This window comes from Streptomyces corynorhini, assembly GCF_003346515.1.
Taxonomy (GTDB): domain Bacteria; phylum Actinomycetota; class Actinomycetes; order Streptomycetales; family Streptomycetaceae; genus Streptomyces; species Streptomyces corynorhini.
In genome coordinates this window covers 1-22,073 of record NZ_QQNA01000063.1, presented here as the reverse complement: position 1 = coordinate 22,073, position 22,073 = coordinate 1, and the positions used below count along the sequence as shown (strand labels likewise).

The window sequence follows — 22,073 nt, the reverse complement described above, 5'->3', positions numbered from 1 at the left end:
GATGGCGGCGGCGCGGGACCCCGATCGCGTCGGCGGATCGCCGAGCGAACCATCCGTGTCCGGGTGTGCCGGGGGATACGGGCGTGCCGTCACCGCGCGGACAATGACGGATAAGCAATCCCCGGCATCGCCCTTCCGGGACCGGAAAAGGCGCTGGCGTTCATCCAGGCACACGCTCCCCCGGCCCTGGACATCGCGTACTGGAGGAAATCCGTGACGGCACCCTTACAGGAGATCGACTTCGACCATACGGACGGCGCCATCGGTGGTCCCAAGAAAGTCACCGTACTCGGAGCCGGAATCGCAGGACTGGTGGCGGCCTATGAACTGGAACGCCTCGGCCATCACGTCCAAATCATCGAAGGAAGCCACGAGATCGGCGGCCGAATTCACACCCATCGCTTTCCGGGCAACGGCCGTTCGGGGCCGACCGCCGAGCTGGGCGCGATGCGTATTCCCGCCGGGCACCGGTTGACCATGCACTACATCGCCGAGCTTGGCCTGCAGAACCAGGTGAGCGAATTCCGGACGCTGTTCTCCGACGACGCCGCGTACCTGCCGAGTTCCTCCGGATACATTCGGGTGCGCGACGCGCACGAGACGCTCGTGGAGGAATTCGCAGGCGGGCTGCCGGACCGTCATTACCAGGACAATACGCTGCTGTTCGGGGCCTGGCTCGACGCCAGTATAAGAGCCATCGCACCACGCCAGTTCTACGACGGGCTGCACGACGACATAGGAGTGGAACTGCTCAATCTGGTCGATCACATCGACCTGACGCCCTACAGATGCGGCAGAGCGGGAAACAGAATCGATCTGCACGCCTTCTTCTCCGACCATCCCCAGGTCCGGTCGTTCTGCCCGCCGCGCCTGGAGCGTTTCCTCGACGATGTGCTGGACGAGACCAGCTCGACCATCGTGCGGCTGCGCGGCGGAATGGACGCGCTCCCCCGGCGGCTCGCCTCGCGGATCCGGGGCGAGATCGTCACCGGCCGCGAGGTGGTGGGCATCGACGTCCGCGATGACGCGGTGGACCTGCGGATCCGGCACGGTGTCAGGACGTTCACCAGGACCTGCGACTACGTGGTGTGCACCATCCCGTTCACAGTGCTCAAGAAGATGCCGCTGACCGGCTTCGACCAGGAGAAGCTGGACATCGTCCACCAGACGAAGTACTGGGCCGCGACGAAGATCGCCTTCCACTGCCGCGAGCCCTTCTGGGAGCAGGACGGGATCAGCGGCGGCGCCTCCTTCACCGGAGGGCACGTGCGCCAGACCTACTACCCGCCCGCCGACGGCGATCCGGCGTACGGCGCGGTGCTGCTCGCCAGCTACAGCATCGGGCCCGACGCCGACACGCTCAGCCGACTGGGCGAGGCGGAGCGCAACGCGGTCGTCATCAAGGAACTGAGCGTGATGCACCCCCAACTGCGCCGACCGGGCATGGTGCTGGGCGTGTCCGGCCGGGACTGGGGCACGCGCCACTGGTCCCGGGGGGCCGCGACGGTCCGCTGGAACCAGGAGGCGGCCCTGCGCGAGGCGGAGCGCCGGGAGGCGGCCCGGCCGCAGCGGGGGCTCTCCTTCGCCGGTGAGCACTGCTCGTCGAAGCCCGCGTGGATCGAGGGCGCGATCGAGTCGGCGATCGACGCGGCGCACGAGATCGAGTGGTACGAGCCGCGGGCGAACCGGGTATTCGCCGCCACCCGGCCGAGCCGCTCGGAGGAGTCCGCGTGAGCGTATTCGACCTGCCCCGGCTGCACTTCCGCGGTGTGGCGACGACCCATCTGCCCACCGGCCCGCGGGGCGGACTCGTCGATCTGGCGACGAACACGGCCCTCACCGCCGACGGTGCGCCCTTCCCGGCGCACCGCCCGCCCGCCGAGTACCACGACCATCTCGACGGTCTCGGGCCGCGGTTCGACAGCACGGGGCGCCCGGCGCCCGAAGGGCCGTTCAACGCGGCCAAGGGCGAGAACTTCGCCGGGAACGGGCACTTCTCGATCGACGCGCGGATCGTCAGTGTCGAGGAACGCGCGGGCCGGATCGACACCGCCGATCCGCTGGTCGGCCGCGCCGTCGACATGTGGGGGCACTACAACGAGTACCTCGCCACCACCGTCAACCGGGCCCGTGTCTTCGACGTCGATCCGTCCTGCGACTGGACGACGGCGCTCATGGTCGGGCGGTTCTGCTTCGGGCGCGACGGGCGCTCCCACGACGCGGGGTACGCGGCGAGCGGCGCCGTGCGCGGCTGCCACCCGCCGAGGTGGCACCGCACCGACCACGGCGGTGAGGCCGACGGTCCCTGGCCGCCGAAGCGGCTGCGCCGCTCCGTGGTCCACCAGTTCGTCACCGAGGACGAGGAGCTGACCTGGCTCGACGGGGTGGCGGGCTCTCCGGCGCTGCGGCGGCTGCGCGCGGCGGTGGCCCGTGCGGAGACCGGCGGCCTCGTGGTGCAGTTCGCCCTCGGTCACGGGTCGGCTCCGCAGGCGCCCGACCGGCCGACCCGGTGGCGGCTGCACGGGACGATCGCGCCCTGGCGTCCGCACGAGCCGCGCACGTATCCGGCGGGCCGGCTGCTCGTCCCCGACCGCTCTCCTCCCGGCCGGTCACCCGGCGCACCGCACCACCTCACCTGCGAACTGACGGATGATCAGGTCACTCTCAACATGATCACCGCGTTGTCAGGACCGGCCGACATCGGCGATCTCGAACTGCGCACGGCCGTATCAGGCGCGCTGGTGGCCCGGGTGGACCGGCAGGCGTATCTCGGCGAGGGCTACGGCCTGACCTGCGGCCTGGTCACCGTTCCGCTCGGCATACCGGCGGAGGCGGCGGCCGGGGAGGGGCTCGTTCTGGTGGGCACGGGACCCGGCGGCGGCCCGGTGACCCAGCTGCGCGAGCGGGAGGTCAACGTCCAGACCGACGACGCCTGTCTCTTCCTGGAGCATCCCAGGACCCCGGACGACGCCGAGCACGACGTGGAGGTGCCCGTACGGTCCTTCGTGCGCGGGCGTCCCGGCGCGGTCGACGGGATCGGCGTACGGCAGTTCTTCAACCCCCGGGCGCTGCCGCGCGACCCGGCGGCCCGCTCCCCCGAGGCGCGCTGCTCCGACGTCGACATCGTCCGGCTGCGCGCGGGCCGCCGGGACGCCCCGGGCGCCTGGGCGAGCACGTGTGCGCTGGCCACGGACGCGGCGGGGCTGGGGTGGTTCACCCTGCGCGGCGCGGCGGCCGGCACCGCCCGGGTGCTGCTGTCCACCGGCATCGGCGACCTGCCGTGCGACCCGGACCTGCCCGGCTCCGCCATGGTCGGCTACGACCACGACGACGCGCTCGGCTACTGGCCCGGCGCCGGATATCTGTCGGTGCGGGTGCTCCCCGACGACTGGCGGCTGGACGGGATCGGCCCCGAGGAGGCCACCTTCGACCTGGTGTACGCGGAGGTCTTTGCCTACTACGAACACCTGTACTCCTTCATGAAGGCGGAGGTCTTCAGTCTGGCCGACCGGTGCAAGGTCGAGACGTACGCGAAGCTGATCTGGCAGATGTGCGACCCGCGCAACAAGGCGAAGACCTTCTACATGCCGCCGACCCGGGACCTGTCCGCACCGAAGGCGCGGCTCCTGCTGGCCTTCCTGCGGGCCCAGCAGACGCCGGACGAGGTCCTCCTGACGGTGCCCGCCACCGGGCTGGTGAGCGGCACGATCACCACCCGCTCCGGGCTCGTCAAGGCGCTGCGCGACGCCGCCGCGATCGAACTGGCCGTCATGCTGCAGTACTTGTACGCGGCGTACTCGCTACCCACCCACGGCGCGGCGGTGGAGTACGTACGGCGCGGCGTGTGGACGCCCGAGCAGGCCCGGCTCGCCTGCGGCGACGGCGGAGAGACCCTCGACGAGGGCATCCGCAGCATGCTGCTGAACATCGCCCGCGAGGAGATGATCCACTTTCTCCTCGTCAACAACATCCTCATCGCCATGGGCGAACCGTTCCACGTGCCCCGGATCGACTTCTCCACCCTCAACCACGAGCTGCCGGTGCCGCTGGACTTCTCCCTGGAGGCGCTGGGGCCCGGCAGCGTCGAGCGGTTCGTACTGATCGAGCGGCCGGCGGATCTCGTCCGCGAGGTGCGCCGGGGCGACGCGGCGAAGGCGCCCGCGTACCCCGACGAGCGGCAGCCGTACGGATCGCCGAGCGAGCTGTACGCGGACATCCGGGAGGGGCTGCGGCGGATCCCCGGCCTGTTTCTGGTGGACCGGGGCCGGGGCGGCGGCGAACACCACCTCTTCCTGCGGGAGTCCGTCAACCGGCACCACCCCGACTACCAGCTCGAAGTCGACGACCTCTCCAGCGCGCTGTTCGCGATCGACGTCATCACCGAACAGGGCGAGGGCGGGGTGCTGGGGCCGCGCGTCGCGGAGGACTCGCACCACGCCTCGTTCCTGCGGATCTCCGACCTGCTGCGCGGCGCGCCGACGGGGCGGGCGCGGCCGGGCGGCGAGCGCTGGAACCCGGCCTACCCCGTCGTACGCAACCCGACCCTCGGGCCGGGCGGTCCTGCCATGGTGACGGTCACCGCCCCGGACGCCCGGTCGGTCATGGAGCTGTTCAACCGCTCCTACTTCATGGCGCTGCAGCTCATGGCGCAGCACTTCGGTGAGCGCCCGGACGGGAGCCTGCGGCGCTCCGACCTGATGAACGGGGCGATCGACATGATGACGGGTCTGATGCGCCCCCTGGCGGAGCTGCTGGTGACGCTGGACTCGGGGCGCCGGGGCACGACCGCGGGGCCGTCGTTCGAACTGGCCGAGCACCCCGCCCCGGTGGCCCGTCCCGATGTGGCGAGGCGCGGCATCGCGCTGCGCCTGGACCACCTGGCGGCGGCCTGCGGCAAACAGCCCCTGGTGCCCGCCCGGGTGGGAGAGATGAGCGCGTTCTGGGCCGACCGCTTCCGGCCGCCCGGCTGATCCGGACGCGGGGCCGAGGGCTCCCCCGTCGGCGTGCCGCGAACGGCGACGCCACACCGCCAACCGAAGGAGAGCGCATGCCGTCCGCGACGCTGCCGCGGTTCGACCTCAAGGGCTGGGACAGGGAGGACATCGCACACCCGTACCCGGTGTACCGGCGCTACCGGGAGAGCGCGCCGGTCCATCGCGGGGCGTCGGGCGCGGGCGGCCCGGAGACCTTCTACGTCTTCTCCTACGACGAGGTCGTCCGGGTGTTGTCGAGCACCCGGTTCGGCCGGGACGCCCGCGTGGCGTCCGGCGACGCCGACGCGGTGCCCGTGCCCGTACCCGCCGAGTACCGGGCCCTGCGGGCCGTCGTCGAGAACTGGCTGGTGTTCCTGGACCCGCCGCGCCACACCGAGCTGCGGTCCCTGCTCGCCTCGGAGTTCTCGCCCTCGGTCGTCGCCGGGCTGCGGCCCCGCATCGCGCGGATCGCGCACGAGCTGCTGGAGCGGCTCGCCCCGCACCGGGCGCCCGACCTGGTCGAGGGCTTCGCGGCACCGTTCCCCGTCCTCGTCATCTCCGAGCTGCTCGGCATTCCGCGGGAGCACCACGCGTGGCTGCGCGAGAACGCGGTGGCCCTCCAGGAGGCCAGTACCACCCGGTCGCGCGGCGGTACGGGCGGCTACCCGGGGGCCGAGGCGGCGGCGCGCGAGTTCGCCGGCTACTTCCGGCGGGAGGTGCGCGCGCGGCGCGGGGACGACCGCGGCGACCTGCTCACCCTGCTCGTACGCGCCCGGGACGGCGGTGCGCCGCTGACCGTGGACGGCATCGTGGGGACCTGTGTGCACCTGCTGACCGCCGGGCACGAGACCACGACCAACTTCCTGGCGAAGGCGGTGCTGGCGCTGCGGGCGCGCCCGCACCTCCTCGACGAGCTGCGGACCGCGCCCGAACTGCCGCCGGGGACGGTCGAGGAGCTGTTGCGCCACGACCCCCCGGTGCAGGCGGTGACGCGCTGGGCGTACGACGACACCCGCGTCGGCGATCACGAGGTGGCGCGCGGCAGCCGCGTGGTGGCCCTGCTGGGCTCGGCGAACCGGGATCCCGCGCGCTTCCCCCGCCCCGACGTCCTGGACGTGCGCCGCCCCGCCGACCGGCACCTGGGTTTCGGTCTCGGCATCCACTACTGCCTGGGCGCGACGCTGGCCCGTGCCGAGGCCGAGATCGGCCTCAAGGCGCTGCTGAACGGCCTTCCCTGGCTGGGCGAGGGCGGTCAACAGGTCGACTACGCGGACGACATGGTCTTCCACGGACCGACCCGGCTGGTCCTCACCCCGCCGGGAGCGCCGTCCCCACTCCCCTGACCGGCGCGGCGGCCCGGCCCGGCCCAACCCCGGCCCCGCGTCACACCACACCGCGTCACACCACACCACACCGCAGCGCACCACACCGCATCACACCGCACCGCACCGCACCGCACCGCACGAAGAGAAGGCACCCATGACGCAGCAGTCCGACACCGCCCCCGGTTCCACTCCCGGCTCCGTCGGCCGGGCGTACGACCAGTTCGCCGACGCCGGAGCCACCACCGCCCTGGGCGGCAACATCCACGTGGGGTACTGGGACGACGGCGAGCACGACCTCCCGATCGCCGAGGCCACCGACCGCCTCACCGATCTCGTCGCCCGTCACCTCGCCCCGCGGCGGGACCAGCGGATCCTGGACGTGGGATGCGGCAACGGCGATCCGGCGCTGCGGATCGCGGGCGCGTACGACGTACGCCTGAGCGGCATCACCGTCAGCGAGCGGCAGCTCGCCCAGGCGGCCGAGCGGGCGGCCGGTCACGACGCGCGCGACCGGGTCTCGTTCCAGCTGGCGGACGCCATGGACCTCCCCTTCGAGGACGGTTCCTTCGACGGCGCGCTGGCGATCGAGTCGCTGCTGCACATGCCCGACCAGTGTGCCGCGCTGTCGGAGATCCGCCGCGTCGTGCGCCCAGGCGGCCGGCTGGTCGTCGCCGACCAGTGCCGACGGCGGCCCTTCACCGGCCGCGACCGGGCGCTGTTCGACAACATGCTGAGCGTCTACCGGATCGCCGGGATCAACACGCCCGACGAACACGCCGCGCGTCTCGCCGAGTCGGGCTGGCAGCTGCTGGCGATGACGGACATCGGCGAACAGGTCCGCGCCAGTTACGGGCACGTCGCGGCCGCCTTCCGGGAACTCGCCGCCTCCCTCGACCCGGGCGGCGCCGAGCGGATCGGCGCGGCGGCCGACCTGATGGAGACCTTCGGGAAGCACCCGTACACCGGCTACGTGCTGATCACCGCGCGGCGGCCCTGAGCCAACGGCCCTGAGCCGACGGCCGGACGCGCACCCCGCTTCCGTTCCGACGCCCGACGCCCGACGCCCGACGCCCGACGCATGACGCATGACGCCCCACGCCTGACGCCTGACGCCTCGCAGACAGGGAGTCCCCCCGATGCCGTCCCGTCTCGTCCCACCGCCCACCACCGCGTACCCCGCCGCCGTACGGCCGCGCGAGGACCGCGAACAGGCCGACCGTATCGCCCTGTCGGCCGCGACCGCCCGGGGTTCGCTGCTGCCGACCGAGGAGGTCCGCGCCTGGCTGGCCGAGCGGCGCAGGGCCAATGTCTTCCAGGTGGAACGGGTGCCGTTCGCGCGGCTGGACGAGTGGCGGTTCGAGCGCGGCACCGGCAATCTCGGCCACAGCAGCGGGCGGTTCTTCACCGTCGAGGGCATGCATGTGGTGGAGCGGGACGGACCCCACGGCGACGGGCCGCGCCGGGAGTGGCGCCAGCCGGTCATCAGACAGCCCGAGGTGGGCATCCTGGGCATCCTGGCCAAGGAGTTCGACGGGGTGCTGCACTTCCTGATGCAGGCCAAGATGGAGCCGGGCACCCCCAATCTGCTCCAGCTCTCACCGACCGTGCAGGCCACCAGGAGCAACTACACCCGGGCCCACCGGGGCACGGACGTGAAGCTCATCGAGCCCTTCTTCCGGCCCGACCGGGACCGTGTCATCGTCGACGCCCTCCAGTCGGAGCAGGGCTCGTGGTTCTTCCACAAGTCCAACCGCAACATGGTCGTCGAGACCCGCGGCGAGATCCCGCCGCTCGACGACTTCTGCTGGCTGACGCTCGGTCAGATCGCCGAACTCCTGCACGTGGACGACCTGATCAACATGAATGCCAGGACGGTGCTGTCCTGTCTGCCGCGACCGGACCGGACCCCCGGCGCGCTCCTGTCCGACACACAGCTCCTGTCCTGGTTCACCGGCGAGCGCTCCCGGCACGACGTACGCGCCGAGCGCGTCCCGCTCTCCTCCGTACGCGGCTGGCGGCAGGGCGCCGAGACCATCGAGCACGAGGACGGCCGCTACTTCAGGATCGCCGCCGTCTCGGTACGGGCCGGCAACCGCGAAGTGGTCAGCTGGACACAGCCGTTGCTCGAACCCGTCGGGGTGGGGATCGCCGCGTTCCTCCTGCGCGAGATCGGCGGGGTACGGCATGTCCTGGTGCACGCGCGGGCCGAGGGCGGCTGCCTGGACACGGTCGAGCTGGCCCCGACCGTCCAGTGCACCCCCGGCAACTACGCCCACCTGCCGCCCGAGGAGCGCCCGCGCTTCCTCGACGCCGTCCTCGGCGTCCCCGCCTCGCGCGTCCGCTACCAGGCCGTCCACTCCGAGGAGGGCGGGCGCTTCCTCAACGCGCGGAACCGGTATCTGGTCGTCGAAGCCGTCGGCGCCGACGCCGCGCTCGACCCGCCCCCCGGCTACGCCTGGGCCACCCCCGCCCAGCTCGGCGCCCTCACCCGGCACGGCCACTACCTCAACGTGGAGGCCCGCACCCTGCTGGCCTGCCTCAACGCGATGGCCACCCGGCCCCGGGAAGGAGCGCGGCATGACGCTGGAGTGTGACCTGACGCGGGAGTGTGACACGGCGCGGGAGTGTGACACGGCGCGGGAGTGTGACACGGCGCGCGCGCGTGGACCGCTGATCACCGTGCTCGGCGCCTCGGGCTTCGTCGGGTCGGCCGTCACCCGCGCGCTGGCCCGCCGTCCCGTCCGGCTGCGGGCGGTCGCGCGCCGACCGAGCGCGCCCCCGCCAGGACCCGCCGAGACCACCGTCGTCAGCGCCGATCTCACCGACCGGGCGGCGCTCGCCGAGGCGGTCGCCGGATCGGACGCGGTGGTGCATCTGCTCCTCGCGGACGGCGGATGGCGGGCGGCCGAGACCGAGCCGGACGCCGAGCGCGTCAACGTGGGGGTGATGCGGGACCTCGTCGACGTGCTGGGGCCGACCGCCGACGGCGGGCCACCGCTGGTGGTGTACGGCGGCGCCGCCTCGCAGGTCGGCGCACCGCCGCGCGAGCCGCTCGACGGCAGCGAGCCCGACCGGCCAGAAACCGTCTACGACCGGCAGAAACTGACGGCGGAACACCTCCTGAAGAAGGCCACGGCCGACGGCCTGGTACGCGGCATCAGCCTGCGTCTGCCCACGGTGTTCGGCGAGTGCGCCGGGCCGGGCCCCGGCGACCGCGGCGTCGTGTCCGCCATGGCGCGGCGGGCGCTCGCGGGCGAGACGCTCACCATGTGGCACGACGGCACGGTGCGGCGCGACCTGGTCCACGTCGACGACATCGCCGCGGCGTTCACGGCCGCGCTCGACCACCCGGACGCCCTGGTGGGCGGCCACTGGCTGCTCGGCGCGGGCCGGGGCGACGCGCTCGGCGACGTCTTCCGGCTCGTCGCCCGCACCACGTCCGACCACACGGGGCGCCTCCCGGTCGCCGTGGTGTCCGTCGATCCGCCCGCGCACGCCCCCGTGACGGACTTCCGCAGCGTCACCATCGACTCCTCCCCGTTCCGGGCCGCCACCGGCTGGCGCCCCAGGACCTCGCTGCCCGAAGGGGTGCGCCGCACCGTCGCCGCGCTCGCCGTACAGCGGCGGGAGAGCCGGTGAGGGACCCACTTCCGATCTCCGGAAAGGCTGGTACATGACCACACGTGTCTGGGATTACCTGGCGGAGTACGAGACCGAGCGCGCGGACGTCCTCGACGCCGTGGAGACGGTCTTCGGCTCCGGGCAGCTCGTGCTCGGCGCGAGCATGCGCGGTTTCGAGGCGGAGTTCGCCGCCTACCACGGGGTGGAGCACTGCGTCGGCGTCGACAACGGCACCAACGCGATCAAGCTCGGACTCCAGGCGCTCGGTGTGGGACCGGGCGACGAGGTGATCACGGTGTCGAACACGGCGGCGCCGACCGTGGTCGCCATCGACTCCACGGGCGCCACCCCGGTCTTCGTCGACGTCCGCGCGGACGACTTCCTGATGGACACCGGCCAGGTGGCGGCGGCCGTCACCGCACGCACACGGTGCCTCCTGCCGGTGCATCTGTACGGGCAGTGCGTGGACATGGCCCCCCTGCGGGAGCTGGCCGACCGGCACGGGCTGGTCATCCTGGAGGACTGCGCCCAGGCACACGGCGCCCGGCAGGGCACCACGCCCGCGGGCACGACCGGTGACGCCGCCGCCTTCTCCTTCTATCCGACCAAGGTCCTCGGCGCGTACGGGGACGGCGGCGCGACGATCACCTCGGACGGGTCCGTGGCGCGCAAGCTGCGCCGACTGCGCTACTACGGCATGGAGGACCGCTACTACACACTGGAGACCCCGGCCCACAACAGCCGACTGGACGAGGTCCAGGCCGAGATCCTGCGGCGCAAACTCCGGCGGCTCGACACCTACATCGCGGACCGCAGGGCCGTCGCGCGGCGCTACGCCGACGGCCTCGCCGACACCGGTCTCGTCCTGCCGCGCACCGTCCCCGGCAACGAGCACGTCTACTACGTGTACGTGGTGCGCCACCCCCGGCGCGACGACATCATCGAGCGCCTCGGGGCCTACGACATCCAGCTCAACATCAGCTACCCGTGGCCGGTGCACACCATGACCGGCTTCGCCCACCTCGGATACGCCGAGGGCTCGCTGCCGGTCACCGAGGCGCTGGCCGCCGAGATCTTCTCGCTGCCGATGTACCCCTCGCTCGCGCCCGACCTGCAGGACAAGGTCATCCACGCGGTGCGCGAGGTGCTGACCACGCTGTGACCACCCCACGCCGACCACGCCGACCACGGCGTTCCGGCCCGGCCCGGCCACCGGCCACCGGCCGTCCGACCGTCCACCGACCCATGGGAGCCCCTGTGAAAGCACGCGAACTCGCCGTCGAGGGAGCAATCGAGTTCACCCCGCGCGTCTTCCCCGACGACCGGGGCCTGTTCCTCTCGCCGTTCCAGGAGGAGGCGTTCGCCGAGGCGCACGGCGCCCCGCTGTTCCGGGTCGCGCAGACCAACCACAGTGTGTCCCGGCGCGGCGTGGTCCGGGGCATCCACTTCACCGTGACACCGCCCGGCTGCGCGAAGTACGTCTACTGCGCACGCGGCAGCGCGCTGGACATCGTGGTCGACATCAGGGTCGGCTCGCCCACGTTCGGCGTGTGGGACTCGGTGCTGATGGACCAGCGGGACCACCGCACCAGCTACTTCCCGGTCGGGGTGGGCCACGCGTTCGTGGCGCTGGAGGACGACACCGTCATGTCGTACATGCTCTCCGGGAGTTACGTGGCGGAGCACGAACTCGCCCTGTCCGTCCTCGATCCGGCCCTCGCGCTGCCCCTCACCGACGGCGTGCCCGTCCTCTCCGACCGGGACCGCGCCGCGCCCACGCTCGCCGAGGCGCGCGAGCGGGGGCTGCTGCCCGACTACGCCCGCTGCCGGGAGATCGAGCGGGGGCGGCTGCCGGAGGCCACGGTGGTCGCGGACGCCTGACGCGCCCCGCCCGCGTCCGCGCGGACGCCCCCCACCGCGTCCACCTCGGCGGACGCCCCGACACCACCGCTCGTACCGCCTTCCCGTACCACCTGTTCGCACCCAGAACCGAAAGGCCGCTGCCATGACAGAAACCACCCGGACCCTGCCCGTACCGGGAGCCGTCGGAGAGCTGTACGACCGGCTGACACTCAGCGCGATGCACGACGGCACCTTCAACCCCAACGTGCACATCGGCTACTGGGACACACCCGACTCCAAGGCCACCATCGAGGAGGCGATGGACCGGCTCACCGACGTGTTCACCGAATGGCTGCGGGTGGACGGCACGTCCCACGTCCTCGACCTGGGCTGCGGGGTGGGCGGCCCCGGTCTGCGGCTCGTCTCGCACACCGGCGCGCGGGTCACCGGGATCAGCGTCAGCGAGGAGCAGATCAAGACCGCCAACCGGCTGGCGGCCGAGGCCGGACTCGCCGACCGGGCCGTGTTCCAGCACGGCGACGCGATGAGACTGCCCTTCGCGGACGACTCGTTCGACGCGGTGATGGCCCTGGAGTCGCTCTGCCACATGCCGGACCGGCAGCAGGTGCTCACCGATGTGGCCCGGGTGCTCGCCCCCGGCGGCCGGCTCGTGCTGACCGACGTGTTCGAGCGCCACCCGCGCAAGGAGGTACGGCACCCGGGCATCGACAAGTTCTGCCGCGACCTGATGTCCACCACGGCCGACGTCGACGACTACGTCGCGCTGCTGCACCGCAGCGGCCTGCGGCTGCGCGGCATCCTCGACATCACCGAGCAGACCACGCTGCGTCTCGCCGAGGAGCTGGGCAAGGTGGCGACGGCGCAGGACCGCCCGGCGGCGATGAACGAGGGCAACTTCGACTTCACCGAGGACGCCTTCCGGCCGTCCGACCTGGCGGGAGTCGACGACTTCGGCTGCCTCCTCGTCATCGCGGAGCGCCCGTGAGCGGCGCCGCCCCGGGCCCGGCGCGGTCCGGCGGCCGGACGGACGCGCGGACGTCCGGGCGGACGGACGGGCGAACCGACGGGCAGATCGATGTGCGGACCGACGTGCTGATCGTGGGCGGCGGCCCGGTCGGCCTGGCGCTGGCGCTCGACCTCACGTACCGGGGGATCGACTGCGTGGTCGCCGACGCCGGGGACGGGAAGGTCCGGCATCCCAAGGTGAGCACCATCGGCCCGCGCTCCATGGAACTGTTCCGGCGCTGGGGCGTCGCGGACGCCGTCCGGGGCGCCGGATGGCCCGCCGACCATCCGCTGGACATCGCCTGGGTCACCAGGGTCGGCGGCCACGAGATCTACCGGTACCGGCGCGGAACGGCCGCGAACCGCCCGGCGTTCACCCACACCCCCGAGCCCGACCAGATGTGCCCGGCGCACTGGCTGAACCCGGTGCTGACCCGGGCCGTGGGCGTCCACCCGGACGGTCCGCTGCGGCTGCGCACCACCGTCGACGACGTGGTACGGGCCGACGACCACGTCGACGCCACCCTCACCGACCACGTCACCGGGACGGCCACCGGCATCCGGGCGCGGTTCCTGGTCGCCTGTGACGGCGCCTCCTCCCCCGTCCGCCGGGCCTGCGGCATCGACGCGCCGGCCCGCCACCGCACGGAGGTCTTCCGCAACATCCTCTTCCGCGCCCCCGAGCTGCGGGAGCGGCTCGGGGAGCGGGCCGCCCTCGTCCACTTCCTCATGCGGTCGTCCACGATGCGCTTCCCGCTGCGCTCGCTGAACGGCAGCGACCTGTACAACCTGGTCGTGGGCGCGGGCGACGGCGCGGAGGAGACCGACGCGCTGACGCTGATCCGTGACGCGCTCGCCTTCGACACCCCGGTGGAGCCGCTGAGCGACGGCGCGTGGCACCTCACCCACCGCGTCGCCGACCGGTACCGGGCCGGGCCGGTCTTCCTGGCCGGCGACGCCGCGCACACGCTGGCGCCCGCCGGCGGCTTCGGGCTCAACACCGGTATCGGCGACGCCGCCGACCTGAGCTGGAAGCTCGCCGCCACGCTGGAGGGCTGGGCCGGGCGCGGGCTGCTCGACACGTACGAGACCGAGCGCAGGCCGATCGCGCTGGAGAGTCTGGAGGAGGCCAACGTCAATCTGCGGCGCACCCTGCGCAGAGAGGTTCCCCCCGAGATCCATCTGGACGGACCCGTGGGCGAGCGGGCCCGTGCGGAGATGGCGAAGCGGCTGGAGAGCAGTGGCGCGCGGCGGGAGTTCGACGCCCCGGAGATCCACTTCCGGCAGCGCTACCGCTCCCCCGCCGTCATCGAGGACCCGGGCGCCAACCGGCGTCCGGACGGTCCCGGCGGGCCGGACGCCGGTTGGCGCCCCGGCAGCGAGCCGGGCCTGCGGGCCGCGCACGCCTGGTGGGACGCCACCACCTCCACGCTCGACCTGTTCGGGCGCGGGTTCGTCCTGCTGCGCTTCGCCGAGCACGGGGAACTCGCCCCGGTGGAGCGCGCGTTCGCCGAGAAGGGGGTGCCGCTGACCGTGCGCGCCGGGGGCGACGCGGAGGTCGCGGGGCTCTACGAGCGGTCCTTCGTGCTGGTCCGCCCGGACGGCCATGTGGCGTGGCGGGGCGACGATCCGCCGCGCGACCCGGCGGCGTTCGTCGACACGGTGCGCGGCGACCGGGTGCCGTAGAGCGGTGTGGGCGGGCGGCGGGGCGCCCGCCCACACCGCCCTCAGACCATGATCTTCTCGACCAGGAGCCGCACCGCCGCCGCGACCGACTCGGCGTCGACCCCGGCGGAACGCAGCTGTTCCTCCGGCGTCGCCGAGCCCGGCACGTTCCCCACGGCCAGCCGGACCAGGCGCCTCGGCGCGGGGCGGCCGTCCGCGAAGACCTCGGCGACCGCGTCGCAGGACAACGAACCACCGCACACAAAGTCACCCCACCAGCGTGCGACACCTCGGGCATACCCGGCTCGCGGGCGGCGGGCGCCTGACCGTATGACCGTATGACCCGATGTATCACCCTCCGGAGTCGAACGTGCGCGACGACAGCTCCGACACACACCGCCGGCCGTACCCCGGCGCCGGGCGCGCCTCTCGGCGTGTCTCAGGGCGTGGTGGCCGAGACGACGAAGACCCGGGGGAATCCGGGGTCGGTCAGGTCCACCACGACGTCCTGGTCGGGTCTGGGGCTCTCCTGCCGGTGGCTGAGGCCCGCCCAGTCGTGGCCCGGGATGCCGAAGTTCCAGCCGACCACGTCCCGGTCGCGGGGCGTGATGGTCAAGGAGCCCTCCTTGAGCGCGGAGCGGCTGGTCCCCAGCTCGGTCAGGAAGGTGTCGAGCCGCCCGGAGGTGACGTCGAACTGCACGTACAGGCGGCTGGTGCGCCAGTTGCTGGTCTCGAAGTAGCGCACGTCCGTGGCGCCCGCGGGGACGGGCACCTCGAAGACGCGCCGCTTCATCTTGGACGGGCGCAGCGGCTGCAGGCCGGTCGCGGACGACTCCAGCTCCTTGTCCCGCCCGCTGTCGCGGCTCTGCCCGGCGGAGATCACCAGATAGCCCGCCGGGATGCCGATGAGCAGCACGATGACGATGGCCGTGAGCCAGCGGCGGCGGTTGCGGTGCCGCCGGTCCTCCGGCGGACGGCCGCCGGGTCCCGAGCCGGGGCCCGGGATCTCGCCGCCGCCCCCGCCACCCCCGTCGCCGGGGCCGCCTGGGCCGCCTGGGGCCGCCGCCACGGTGTCGCGCACGCTGCCCAGGGTCATGACGCCGGGTCCTGGGGCGTGCGCGGATTGCGGATGGCCTGCGCGTAGCGCTCGTACCGTTCGTAGCGCTCCACGCGGCGGCGCTTGGCGCGCCGGAAGCGCCGGGCCACCAGCCGGGAGAGGTCGGCGGCGCCGACCATGCCCGCCTCCGGGCCGAGCTGTGCCTTGACGATCCGGGCCTCGGGGCGGTAGCCGCGGCCGGTGAGGTTGCGGCGGAAGGCGTCGCGGGCGGGGCCGATCAGCAGATCGTCGGCGGCGCTGACGCCGCCGCCGATGACGAAGCAGGACGGGTCGAGCGCGGCGGCGAGGTTGGCGATGCCGACGCCGAGCCACTGGCCGATGTCCTGGAACAGCTCGACGCACATGGCGTCGCCCTCGCGGGCGAGTTCGGTGATCAGCGGTCCGGTGATCTCGTGGACGTTGCCCTTGACCCGGTCGATGATGTTGTACGCGACCGGGGAGTCGGCGGCGGCCAGCTCCCTGGCCTCCCGTACGAGGGCGTTGCCGGAGCTGTACTGCTCCCAGCAGCCGCGGTTGCCGCACGCGCAGCGGTGGCCGCCGGGGACGACCTGCATATGACCGAACTCGCCGGCGACTCCGAACTTGCCCCGCTTGACGCGGCCGTCCTCCAGTATGGCGCCGCCGATGCCGGTGCCGAGCGTGATCATGACGAGGTGGTCCTCGCCGCGCCCGGCGCCGAAGCGCCACTCGGCCCAGGCGGCCGTGTTGGCGTCGTTGTCGACCATCACCGGGACGGCGAGCCGCGAGGAGAGCGCGTCCCTGAGCGGCTCGTCGCGCCAGGCCAGGTGCGGGGCGAACAGCACCTTCGAGCGGTCCGCGTCGACCCAGCCGGCCGCGCCGATGCCGACGGCGTGCACGTCGTGCCGGTCGGAGAGGTCGAGGACCAGCTCGACGATGGTGTCCTCGACGACCCGGGGGCTCTTGGACTTGTCCGGCGTCTCGGTCCTGAGCTTCTCCAGGATGTTGCCGTCCGGGTCGACGACACCGGCCATCACCTTCGTACCGCCGATGTCGATGCCGACGGTCGGCACCCGGGGGGCGGTGAGCAGGGAGCGGCGCTCTTTGGTGCCCACGGTCCGCAGGACGGTGGCGCGCGCGGTGCCCCGGTGGGCGAAGTCGCGGTAGGTGCTCATCGGCGCGTCCCCCTCGTGGCCGTCGGCTCAGTCTTGCCGTACCGAGTGGGGCGGCGGCTGGGTGCTCGCACGAGTCGTGTCGTCCCTGCGGGGTCGGGGGCCGGCTGGCCCGGACGGGCAGCGGCGGCGGACGGTGTCCGCCCTGCCAGATTGTGCCATCCGGGGCGGGTGGGTTCGCTGTGCGGCCCGTCGGGGGCCGCACAGCGGTCGTACGACAGGTGGTACGGGAGGCCGTACGCGGGCCGTACGGGAGGGGTCCCGCCGCAGGACAGGACGCCGGTTCAGCGCTCGGGGTTCCCGCCGGACGCCGGACCGTCGGGAGCCGGACCGTCGCCCCCGCCGTCCCCGGCGGCCCCGCTGGCCCCGGCGGCCCCGTCCGTGGGGGGAGCGCCGGGGAGGGGCGGTGCGGGGGCGCGCTCCAGTTCGTGGCTCAGCTCCTCCAGCTCGGAACCGCCCGCCATCTGGCGCGTCAGCTCGTCCAGGGTGATGGAGTCCTTGGTGTGGCTCCCGGCCATCACTCCACGCTTGAGCAGCACGAACCGGTCACCGACGAGATACGCGTGGTGGGGATTGTGCGTGATGAGGACCACGCCGAGCCCCGCGTCGCGCGCGGCTGCCACGTACTTGAGCACCACGCCCGACTGCTTGACCCCGAGCGCCGCCGTGGGCTCGTCCAGGACCAGCACCTTCGCGCCGAAGTGCACGGCGCGGGCGATGGCCACGCACTGGCGCTCGCCGCCCGACAGGGTGCCGATCGGCTGGTCGACGTCGCGCAGGTCGATGCCCATGCCCAGCAGCGCCGTACGGGTGGTCTCGCGCATCAGGGCGACATCGAGCCGCTTGAAAGGCCCCGCGCCCTTCGTCGGCTCGGAGCCGAGGAAGAAGTTCCGCCAGACCGGCATGAGCGGTACGACGGCGAGGTCCTGGTAGACCGTGGCGATGCCCCGGTCCAGCGCGTCGCGCGGGGAGGCCAGGGCGGCGGGCTCACCGTCGATCAGGAAGGCGCCGGCGTCGTGCCCGTGCAGCCCTGCGATGATCTTGATCAGGGTGGATTTACCGGCGCCGTTGTCGCCGAGCACGCAGCTGATCTCACCCGCCTCGACCCGCAGCGAGACGCCTTCCAGCGCGCGTACGTTGCCGTAGTACTTGCTGACGTCGTCGAGTTCGACCAGGGTCATCGGGAAGCCTCCGCGCGCTTGCGCACCCAGGCGTTGAGCAGGGTGGCCAGAAGGAGCATCGCTCCGAGGAAGAACTTGAACCAGTCCGGGTCCCACTCCGCGTACACGATGCCCTTGCTGGTCATGCCGAAGATGAAGGCGCCGACCGCCGAGCCGATGGCGGAGCCGTAGCCGCCGGTGATCAGACAGCCGCCGATGACGGCGGCGATGATGTAGATCAGCTCGTTGCCGACGCCCTCGCCCGACTGGACGACGTCGAACGAGAACAGCAGGTGCTGGCCGGAGATCCAGGCGCAGAAGGCCACGCCCATGTAGAGGCCGATCTTGGTCCGCACCACCGGGACGCCGACCGCGCGGGCGGCGTCGTCGTTGCCGCCGACCGCGAAGATCCAGTTGCCGAAGCGGGTCCGCAGCAGGATCCAGGTGGCCAGCGCCACGAGGACGGCCCACCACAGGATGGTGACCTTCAGGTCGATGGAGCCGAGGGACAGCTGCGAGGCGAAGACCGCGCGGGCGGAGGCGAAGCCCTCCATGTCGCCGATGGTCTTGGTCGACACCGACTCGCTGATCAGTTTCGTCACGCCGAGGTTGAGGCCGGTGAGCATCAGGAACGTACCGAGCGTGATGATGAAGCTGGGGAGTCGGGTCCGGGTCAGCAGGAATCCGTTGAAGACCCCGAAGGCCAGCGTGACCAGCAGCGACACCCCGACGCCCACCCAGACGTTCGCCGTCATCTCGTAGCTGAACATCGACGAGATCAGCGCGGAGCTGGTGACCATCACCCCGGCGGAGAGGTCGAACTCGCCGCCGATCATCAGCAGGGCCACCGGGACGGCCATGATGCCGATGGTGGAGGCCGCGTACAGGACCGTCCCGAAGCTGGAGAGCCGCAGGAACGAGTCCGCCATGACCGCGAAGAAGAGGAAGACGGCCGCCGCGCCGACGACGGAGCCCAGCTCGGGCCGGCCCAGGAGTGTGCGCAGCGGCGAGGCGCGCAGCAGGCGTTCGTCGCCCGCGGGGGGTGCGGTCACGCTCACCGGGTGCTCCGCTTGGTGTACTCGGCGAGCGCGTCGGCGTCCTTCTCCGTGATGATCTGCGGGCCGGTCAGGACGGGGCGTCCGCCGCCGAGGACGTCGGCGTTGTAGCGGTAGAGCCAGAGCAGGTCGACGGCCTCGTACCCCTGGAGGTAGGGCTGCTGGTCGACGGCGAAGCCGAGGGTGCCCGCCTTGAGGGAGGAGACGACCTTGGGGTTGAGGTCGAAAGTGTCGATCTCGGCCTTGCTGTTCGCGTTCGCCTTCGCCTTCACGGCGGCGTCGGCGAAGGGGGCGCCGAGGGTGACGACGGAGTCGATGCTCTGGTCGGTCTGGAGCTTGGCCTCGATGGACGCCTGGACGTCGGGCATGTTCGTGCCGTCGACGTAGAGGTTCTGCAGGGTGCCGCCGAAGGTCTTCTTGGCGCCGGCGCAGCGCTGCTCGTGGCCGACGTTGCCCTGCTCGTGGATGACGCAGAGGGCCTTCTTCTTGCCGCGCTCGTCCAGCTCCTCGCCGACGGCCTCACCGGCGATGGACTCGTCCTGGCCGATGTGGGTGAGGGCGCCGTACTTCTTGGACTCCTCGGCGCCCGAGTTCACGGTGATCACCGGGATGCCCGCCTTGACGGCCTTGGTGACGACGTCCTTCATGGCGTCGGGCTTGGCGAGGGTGACGATCAGCCCGTCGACCTTCTTGTCTATGTAGGACTGGACGAGCTGGGCCTGCTGCTGGCCCTCGTCGCTGTTGGCGTAGAGGAACTTGATGTTGTCCTTGACGGCCGCCTGCTTGGCGCCGCCCTTGACGATGTCCCAGAAGGTGTCGCCGTCGCCCGAGTGGGTGACCATGGCCACGGTCCAGCGGGGCGTGTTCACCGCGGCCCGCCCCTCGGCGGCCCGCTGGGCCCGTTCCTCGGCGCGCTTGCCGCCGGTGCTGCTGCATCCCGCGAGGACCGATACCCCGAGGACCGCAGCGAGCACCGCGCGCATCGCGCGTACCCCTGTCCGAACCGTTGCCACGACGCCGTGCCCTTCTCGAAGTAGTCCTGGGTGCGGCCGGGGGCTCGTACAGACCCGGCCCGGCGCCCAAGTATCGGTCATGGACATCCTCACGTAACCCATCGGGTACGGGATTGTCCCCGGAAGGACAGCGGGGCCGGGGCGGACGGGGCCTACGGGCGTACGAGGAGCTGGAACTCGAAGGCGTAGCGCGAGGCGCGGTAGATGTGCGAGCCGAACTCGACGGCGCGGCCGGTGTCGTCGAAAGTGGTGCGCTCCATCGTGAGCAGCGGGGCTCCGGCCGGTTCCGTCAGCAGCTCGGCCTCCTGGGCGGTGGCGGCCCGCGCCCCGACCGACTGGCGGGCGCTGTGCAGGGTGATTCCGGCGGAGCGCATCATCCGGTAGAGGCCGGTGGTCTCCAGCCGCGGTGTGTCGCAGTCGAACAGCCCGATCGGCAGCCGGTTGCGCAGGAACGCCATCGGCTCGTCGTGGGCGTAGCGCAGCCGTTCCACGAGCAGCACCTCGGCGCCCTCGGCCACGCCGAGGGCGGCGGCGACCCGGGCGGTGGCCGGCTCGACGGTGTTGCGCAGGACGCGGGTGGCGGGGCGCTGGCCGGCCGCCTCCAGGTCGTCGTAGAGGCTGCTCAGCTCCAGCGGGCGCTTGACCTGGCTGTGCACGACCTGGGTGCCGACGCCGCGGCGGCGCACCAGCAGCCCCTTGTCGACGAGGGACTGGATGGCCTGGCGGACGGTGGGGCGGGAGAGGCCGAGCCGGCCGGCCAGCTCGATCTCGTTGCCGAGCAGGCTGCCCGGCGCGAGCCGGCCGCGCTCGATGGCGGCCTCCAGCTGCTGGGCGAGCTGGAAGTAGAGCGGGACCGGGCTGGTGCGGTCGACGCCGAGCTGGAGCGGCGCGGGCTCGGGGGGCGGTGAGGGGGCGCTGTCCGTCCCGGGTACGGCGCTCTCGGGTACGGCCGTATCCGGTCCGGCCGTCTCGCTACCGGCCGTCTCCGGTCCGGTTCGGGATGATCTCGGCTGAGTGGGCACGCGCCGAGCGTAGTCGCATGCCATGTTGACGGGAAGTCGGGTAGTCAGGTTGTCCGGACAATTGCTTGACAGGGTGGGCGCCCTGTGGCCACCTTGAGCCCATGCGCATCGGACTCATCGGCACCGGCCGTATCGGCACCTTCCACGCGGGCGTACTCAGCCGCCACCGGGAGGTCGGCTCCCTGGTCGTGGCGGACACGGACGCGGCGCGGGCCGCGTACGTGGCCGACCGTACGGGATCGACGGCGGCCCCTTCCGTCGACGAGGTCTTCTCGTGGGGCGTGGACGCCGTGGTGATCGCCTCCGCCACCTCCGCGCACGCCGATCTGATCGGCCGTGCCGCGCGGGCCGGGCTGCCCGCCTTCTGCGAGAAGCCCATCGCGCTGGACCTGCCGGGCACCCTGAACGCGGTGGGCGAGGTCGAGGCCGCGGGCACGGTGCTCCAGCTGGGCTTCATGCGCCGCTTCGACGAGGGGTACGGCGCGGCGCGCGAACTCGTGCGGTCGGGACGGCTCGGGCGGCTGCACACCGTACGGGCGATCACCTCAGACCCGGCGCCGCCGCCCGCCGCGTATCTGCCGCTCTCCGGCGGGCTGTACCGCGACTGTCTGGTGCACGACTTCGACATCATGCGCTGGGTCACCGGGCGCGAGGTGGTGGAGGTGTACGCGACCGGTTCGGACGCGGGGCCCTCGATGTTCGCGGAGGCGGGCGACATCGACACCGCCGCCGCCGTGCTCACCCTGGACGACGGGACGCTCGCCACCGCCACCGCGACCCGCTGCAACGGCGCGGGCTACGACGTACGGATGGAGCTGGCCGGCGAGCTGGACCAGTACGCGGTCGGGCTCGACGACCGTACGCCGATCACCTCGACGGAGCCCAAGGGCCCGCCGGCCTGCGACAACCCGTGGCCCGGCTTCCTGGAGCGGTTCGCGCCCGCGTACGAGGCCGAGCTGGACGCCTTCCTCCAGGTGGTCACCGGCTCGCTGGCCAACCCCTGCGACGGCCGCGAGGCGCTGCACGCGCTGCGCATCGCGGAGGCGTGCGAGCTGTCGCGGCGCGAGCGGCGCCCGGTCGCGCTGGCGGAGATCCCGGGCGGCTGAGAGCCTGTCGGGTGCGCC

General features: G+C 72.5%; 18 protein-coding genes. 11 read left to right on the top strand and 7 right to left on the bottom strand.

The window, feature by feature from the left end; translation table 11 throughout:
• The first annotated feature begins 213 nt into the window (after nucleotides 1–213).
• The 10 genes from DVH02_RS10075 (at nucleotide 214) to DVH02_RS10030 (ending at nucleotide 14,473) form a co-directional block, all read left to right on the top strand.
• The gene (locus DVH02_RS10075) at nucleotides 214–1,734 is read left to right on the top strand and encodes a flavin monoamine oxidase family protein (protein ID WP_114623426.1); all 1,521 of its coding nucleotides are present in this window, start codon (nucleotides 214–216) and stop codon (nucleotides 1,732–1,734) included.
• Nucleotides 1,731–4,970 carry a ferritin-like domain-containing protein gene (locus tag DVH02_RS10070; protein ID WP_114623425.1) on the top strand — a complete coding sequence of 1,080 codons (3,240 nt, stop codon included), beginning with the start codon at nucleotides 1,731–1,733 and terminating at the stop codon, nucleotides 4,968–4,970. Before DVH02_RS10075 ends, DVH02_RS10070 begins: the two co-directional genes overlap by 4 nt.
• A gap of 77 nt (nucleotides 4,971–5,047) precedes the next feature.
• Nucleotides 5,048–6,316 (top strand): cytochrome P450, encoded by a 1,269-nt coding sequence (locus DVH02_RS10065; protein ID WP_114623424.1) that lies wholly within the window; start codon nucleotides 5,048–5,050, stop codon nucleotides 6,314–6,316.
• A 136-nt stretch (nucleotides 6,317–6,452) separates the two neighbouring features.
• Nucleotides 6,453–7,295 carry a methyltransferase domain-containing protein gene (locus tag DVH02_RS10060; RefSeq protein WP_114623423.1) on the top strand — a complete coding sequence of 281 codons (843 nt, stop codon included), beginning with the start codon at nucleotides 6,453–6,455 and terminating at the stop codon, nucleotides 7,293–7,295.
• 139 nt (nucleotides 7,296–7,434) lie between these two features.
• Complete coding sequence (locus DVH02_RS10055; RefSeq protein WP_114623422.1) at nucleotides 7,435–8,892, top strand: NDP-hexose 2,3-dehydratase family protein; 1,458 nt, start codon at nucleotides 7,435–7,437, stop codon at nucleotides 8,890–8,892.
• Nucleotides 8,876–9,937, top strand: a complete 1,062-nt coding sequence (locus DVH02_RS10050) for an NAD-dependent epimerase/dehydratase family protein (protein WP_114623421.1) — start codon at nucleotides 8,876–8,878, stop codon at nucleotides 9,935–9,937. Before DVH02_RS10055 ends, DVH02_RS10050 begins: the two co-directional genes overlap by 17 nt.
• 34 nt (nucleotides 9,938–9,971) lie before the next feature.
• Complete coding sequence (locus tag DVH02_RS10045) at nucleotides 9,972–11,081, top strand: DegT/DnrJ/EryC1/StrS family aminotransferase (RefSeq protein ID WP_114623420.1); 1,110 nt, start codon at nucleotides 9,972–9,974, stop codon at nucleotides 11,079–11,081.
• An 83-nt stretch (nucleotides 11,082–11,164) separates the two neighbouring features.
• Nucleotides 11,165–11,800, top strand: coding sequence for a dTDP-4-dehydrorhamnose 3,5-epimerase family protein (locus DVH02_RS10040; RefSeq protein WP_114623419.1), 636 nt, complete (start codon nucleotides 11,165–11,167; stop codon nucleotides 11,798–11,800).
• A gap of 124 nt (nucleotides 11,801–11,924) precedes the next feature.
• Complete coding sequence (locus DVH02_RS10035; protein WP_114623418.1) at nucleotides 11,925–12,767, top strand: SAM-dependent methyltransferase; 843 nt, start codon at nucleotides 11,925–11,927, stop codon at nucleotides 12,765–12,767.
• Between the two features lie 86 nt (nucleotides 12,768–12,853).
• Complete coding sequence (locus DVH02_RS10030) at nucleotides 12,854–14,473, top strand: FAD-dependent monooxygenase (protein ID WP_114623430.1); 1,620 nt, start codon at nucleotides 12,854–12,856, stop codon at nucleotides 14,471–14,473.
• 41 nt (nucleotides 14,474–14,514) lie between these two features.
• On the opposite strand, the gene DVH02_RS10025 is transcribed toward DVH02_RS10030, so the two are convergent.
• The 7 genes from DVH02_RS10025 to DVH02_RS09995 all read right to left on the bottom strand — a co-directional run bounded on the left by DVH02_RS10025 (nucleotide 14,515) and on the right by DVH02_RS09995 (nucleotide 20,949).
• Nucleotides 14,515–14,700 carry a hypothetical protein gene (locus DVH02_RS10025; protein WP_114623417.1) on the bottom strand — a complete coding sequence of 62 codons (186 nt, stop codon included), beginning with the start codon at nucleotides 14,698–14,700 and terminating at the stop codon, nucleotides 14,515–14,517.
• A 191-nt stretch (nucleotides 14,701–14,891) separates the two neighbouring features.
• Nucleotides 14,892–15,548 (bottom strand): hypothetical protein, encoded by a 657-nt coding sequence (locus DVH02_RS10020; protein ID WP_233518133.1) that lies wholly within the window; start codon nucleotides 15,546–15,548, stop codon nucleotides 14,892–14,894.
• Nucleotides 15,545–16,702 carry an ROK family glucokinase gene (locus DVH02_RS10015; RefSeq protein ID WP_114623416.1) on the bottom strand — a complete coding sequence of 386 codons (1,158 nt, stop codon included), beginning with the start codon at nucleotides 16,700–16,702 and terminating at the stop codon, nucleotides 15,545–15,547. Before DVH02_RS10015 ends, DVH02_RS10020 begins: the two co-directional genes overlap by 4 nt.
• A gap of 281 nt (nucleotides 16,703–16,983) precedes the next feature.
• Nucleotides 16,984–17,880, bottom strand: a complete 897-nt coding sequence (locus tag DVH02_RS10010) for an ATP-binding cassette domain-containing protein (protein WP_233518132.1) — start codon at nucleotides 17,878–17,880, stop codon at nucleotides 16,984–16,986.
• The gene (locus tag DVH02_RS10005; RefSeq protein WP_114623415.1) at nucleotides 17,877–18,917 is read right to left on the bottom strand and encodes an ABC transporter permease; all 1,041 of its coding nucleotides are present in this window, start codon (nucleotides 18,915–18,917) and stop codon (nucleotides 17,877–17,879) included. Before DVH02_RS10005 ends, DVH02_RS10010 begins: the two co-directional genes overlap by 4 nt.
• On the bottom strand, nucleotides 18,914–19,927 hold the full coding sequence (locus tag DVH02_RS10000; RefSeq protein ID WP_456113489.1) for a sugar ABC transporter substrate-binding protein: 1,014 nt from the start codon (nucleotides 19,925–19,927) through the stop codon (nucleotides 18,914–18,916). Before DVH02_RS10000 ends, DVH02_RS10005 begins: the two co-directional genes overlap by 4 nt.
• Before the next feature lie 152 nt (nucleotides 19,928–20,079).
• A complete protein-coding gene (locus DVH02_RS09995) occupies nucleotides 20,080–20,949 on the bottom strand; it encodes a GntR family transcriptional regulator (RefSeq protein ID WP_233518131.1) in 870 nt (289 codons plus the stop codon).
• A 101-nt stretch (nucleotides 20,950–21,050) separates the two neighbouring features.
• Between DVH02_RS09995 and DVH02_RS09990 the strand changes: the two genes are divergently transcribed.
• Complete coding sequence (locus tag DVH02_RS09990; RefSeq protein WP_114623412.1) at nucleotides 21,051–22,055, top strand: Gfo/Idh/MocA family protein; 1,005 nt, start codon at nucleotides 21,051–21,053, stop codon at nucleotides 22,053–22,055.
• Nucleotides 22,056–22,073 lie beyond the last annotated feature (18 nt).

Coding starts and splice junctions, on each gene's coding strand:
- DVH02_RS10060 (WP_114623423.1), top strand. CDS start 6,453: ATGACGCAGCAGTCCGACACCGCCCCCGGTTCCACTCCCGGCTCCGTC.
- DVH02_RS10035 (WP_114623418.1), top strand. CDS start 11,925: ATGACAGAAACCACCCGGACCCTGCCCGTACCGGGAGCCGTCGGAGAG.
- DVH02_RS10055 (WP_114623422.1), top strand. CDS start 7,435: ATGCCGTCCCGTCTCGTCCCACCGCCCACCACCGCGTACCCCGCCGCC.
- DVH02_RS10015 (WP_114623416.1), bottom strand. CDS start 16,702: ATGAGCACCTACCGCGACTTCGCCCACCGGGGCACCGCGCGCGCCACC.
- DVH02_RS10050 (WP_114623421.1), top strand. CDS start 8,876: ATGACGCTGGAGTGTGACCTGACGCGGGAGTGTGACACGGCGCGGGAG.
- DVH02_RS10020 (WP_233518133.1), bottom strand. CDS start 15,548: ATGACCCTGGGCAGCGTGCGCGACACCGTGGCGGCGGCCCCAGGCGGC.
- DVH02_RS10065 (WP_114623424.1), top strand. CDS start 5,048: ATGCCGTCCGCGACGCTGCCGCGGTTCGACCTCAAGGGCTGGGACAGG.
- DVH02_RS10040 (WP_114623419.1), top strand. CDS start 11,165: ATGGGAGCCCCTGTGAAAGCACGCGAACTCGCCGTCGAGGGAGCAATC.
- DVH02_RS10045 (WP_114623420.1), top strand. CDS start 9,972: ATGACCACACGTGTCTGGGATTACCTGGCGGAGTACGAGACCGAGCGC.
- DVH02_RS10010 (WP_233518132.1), bottom strand. CDS start 17,880: ATGACCCTGGTCGAACTCGACGACGTCAGCAAGTACTACGGCAACGTA.
- DVH02_RS09990 (WP_114623412.1), top strand. CDS start 21,051: ATGCGCATCGGACTCATCGGCACCGGCCGTATCGGCACCTTCCACGCG.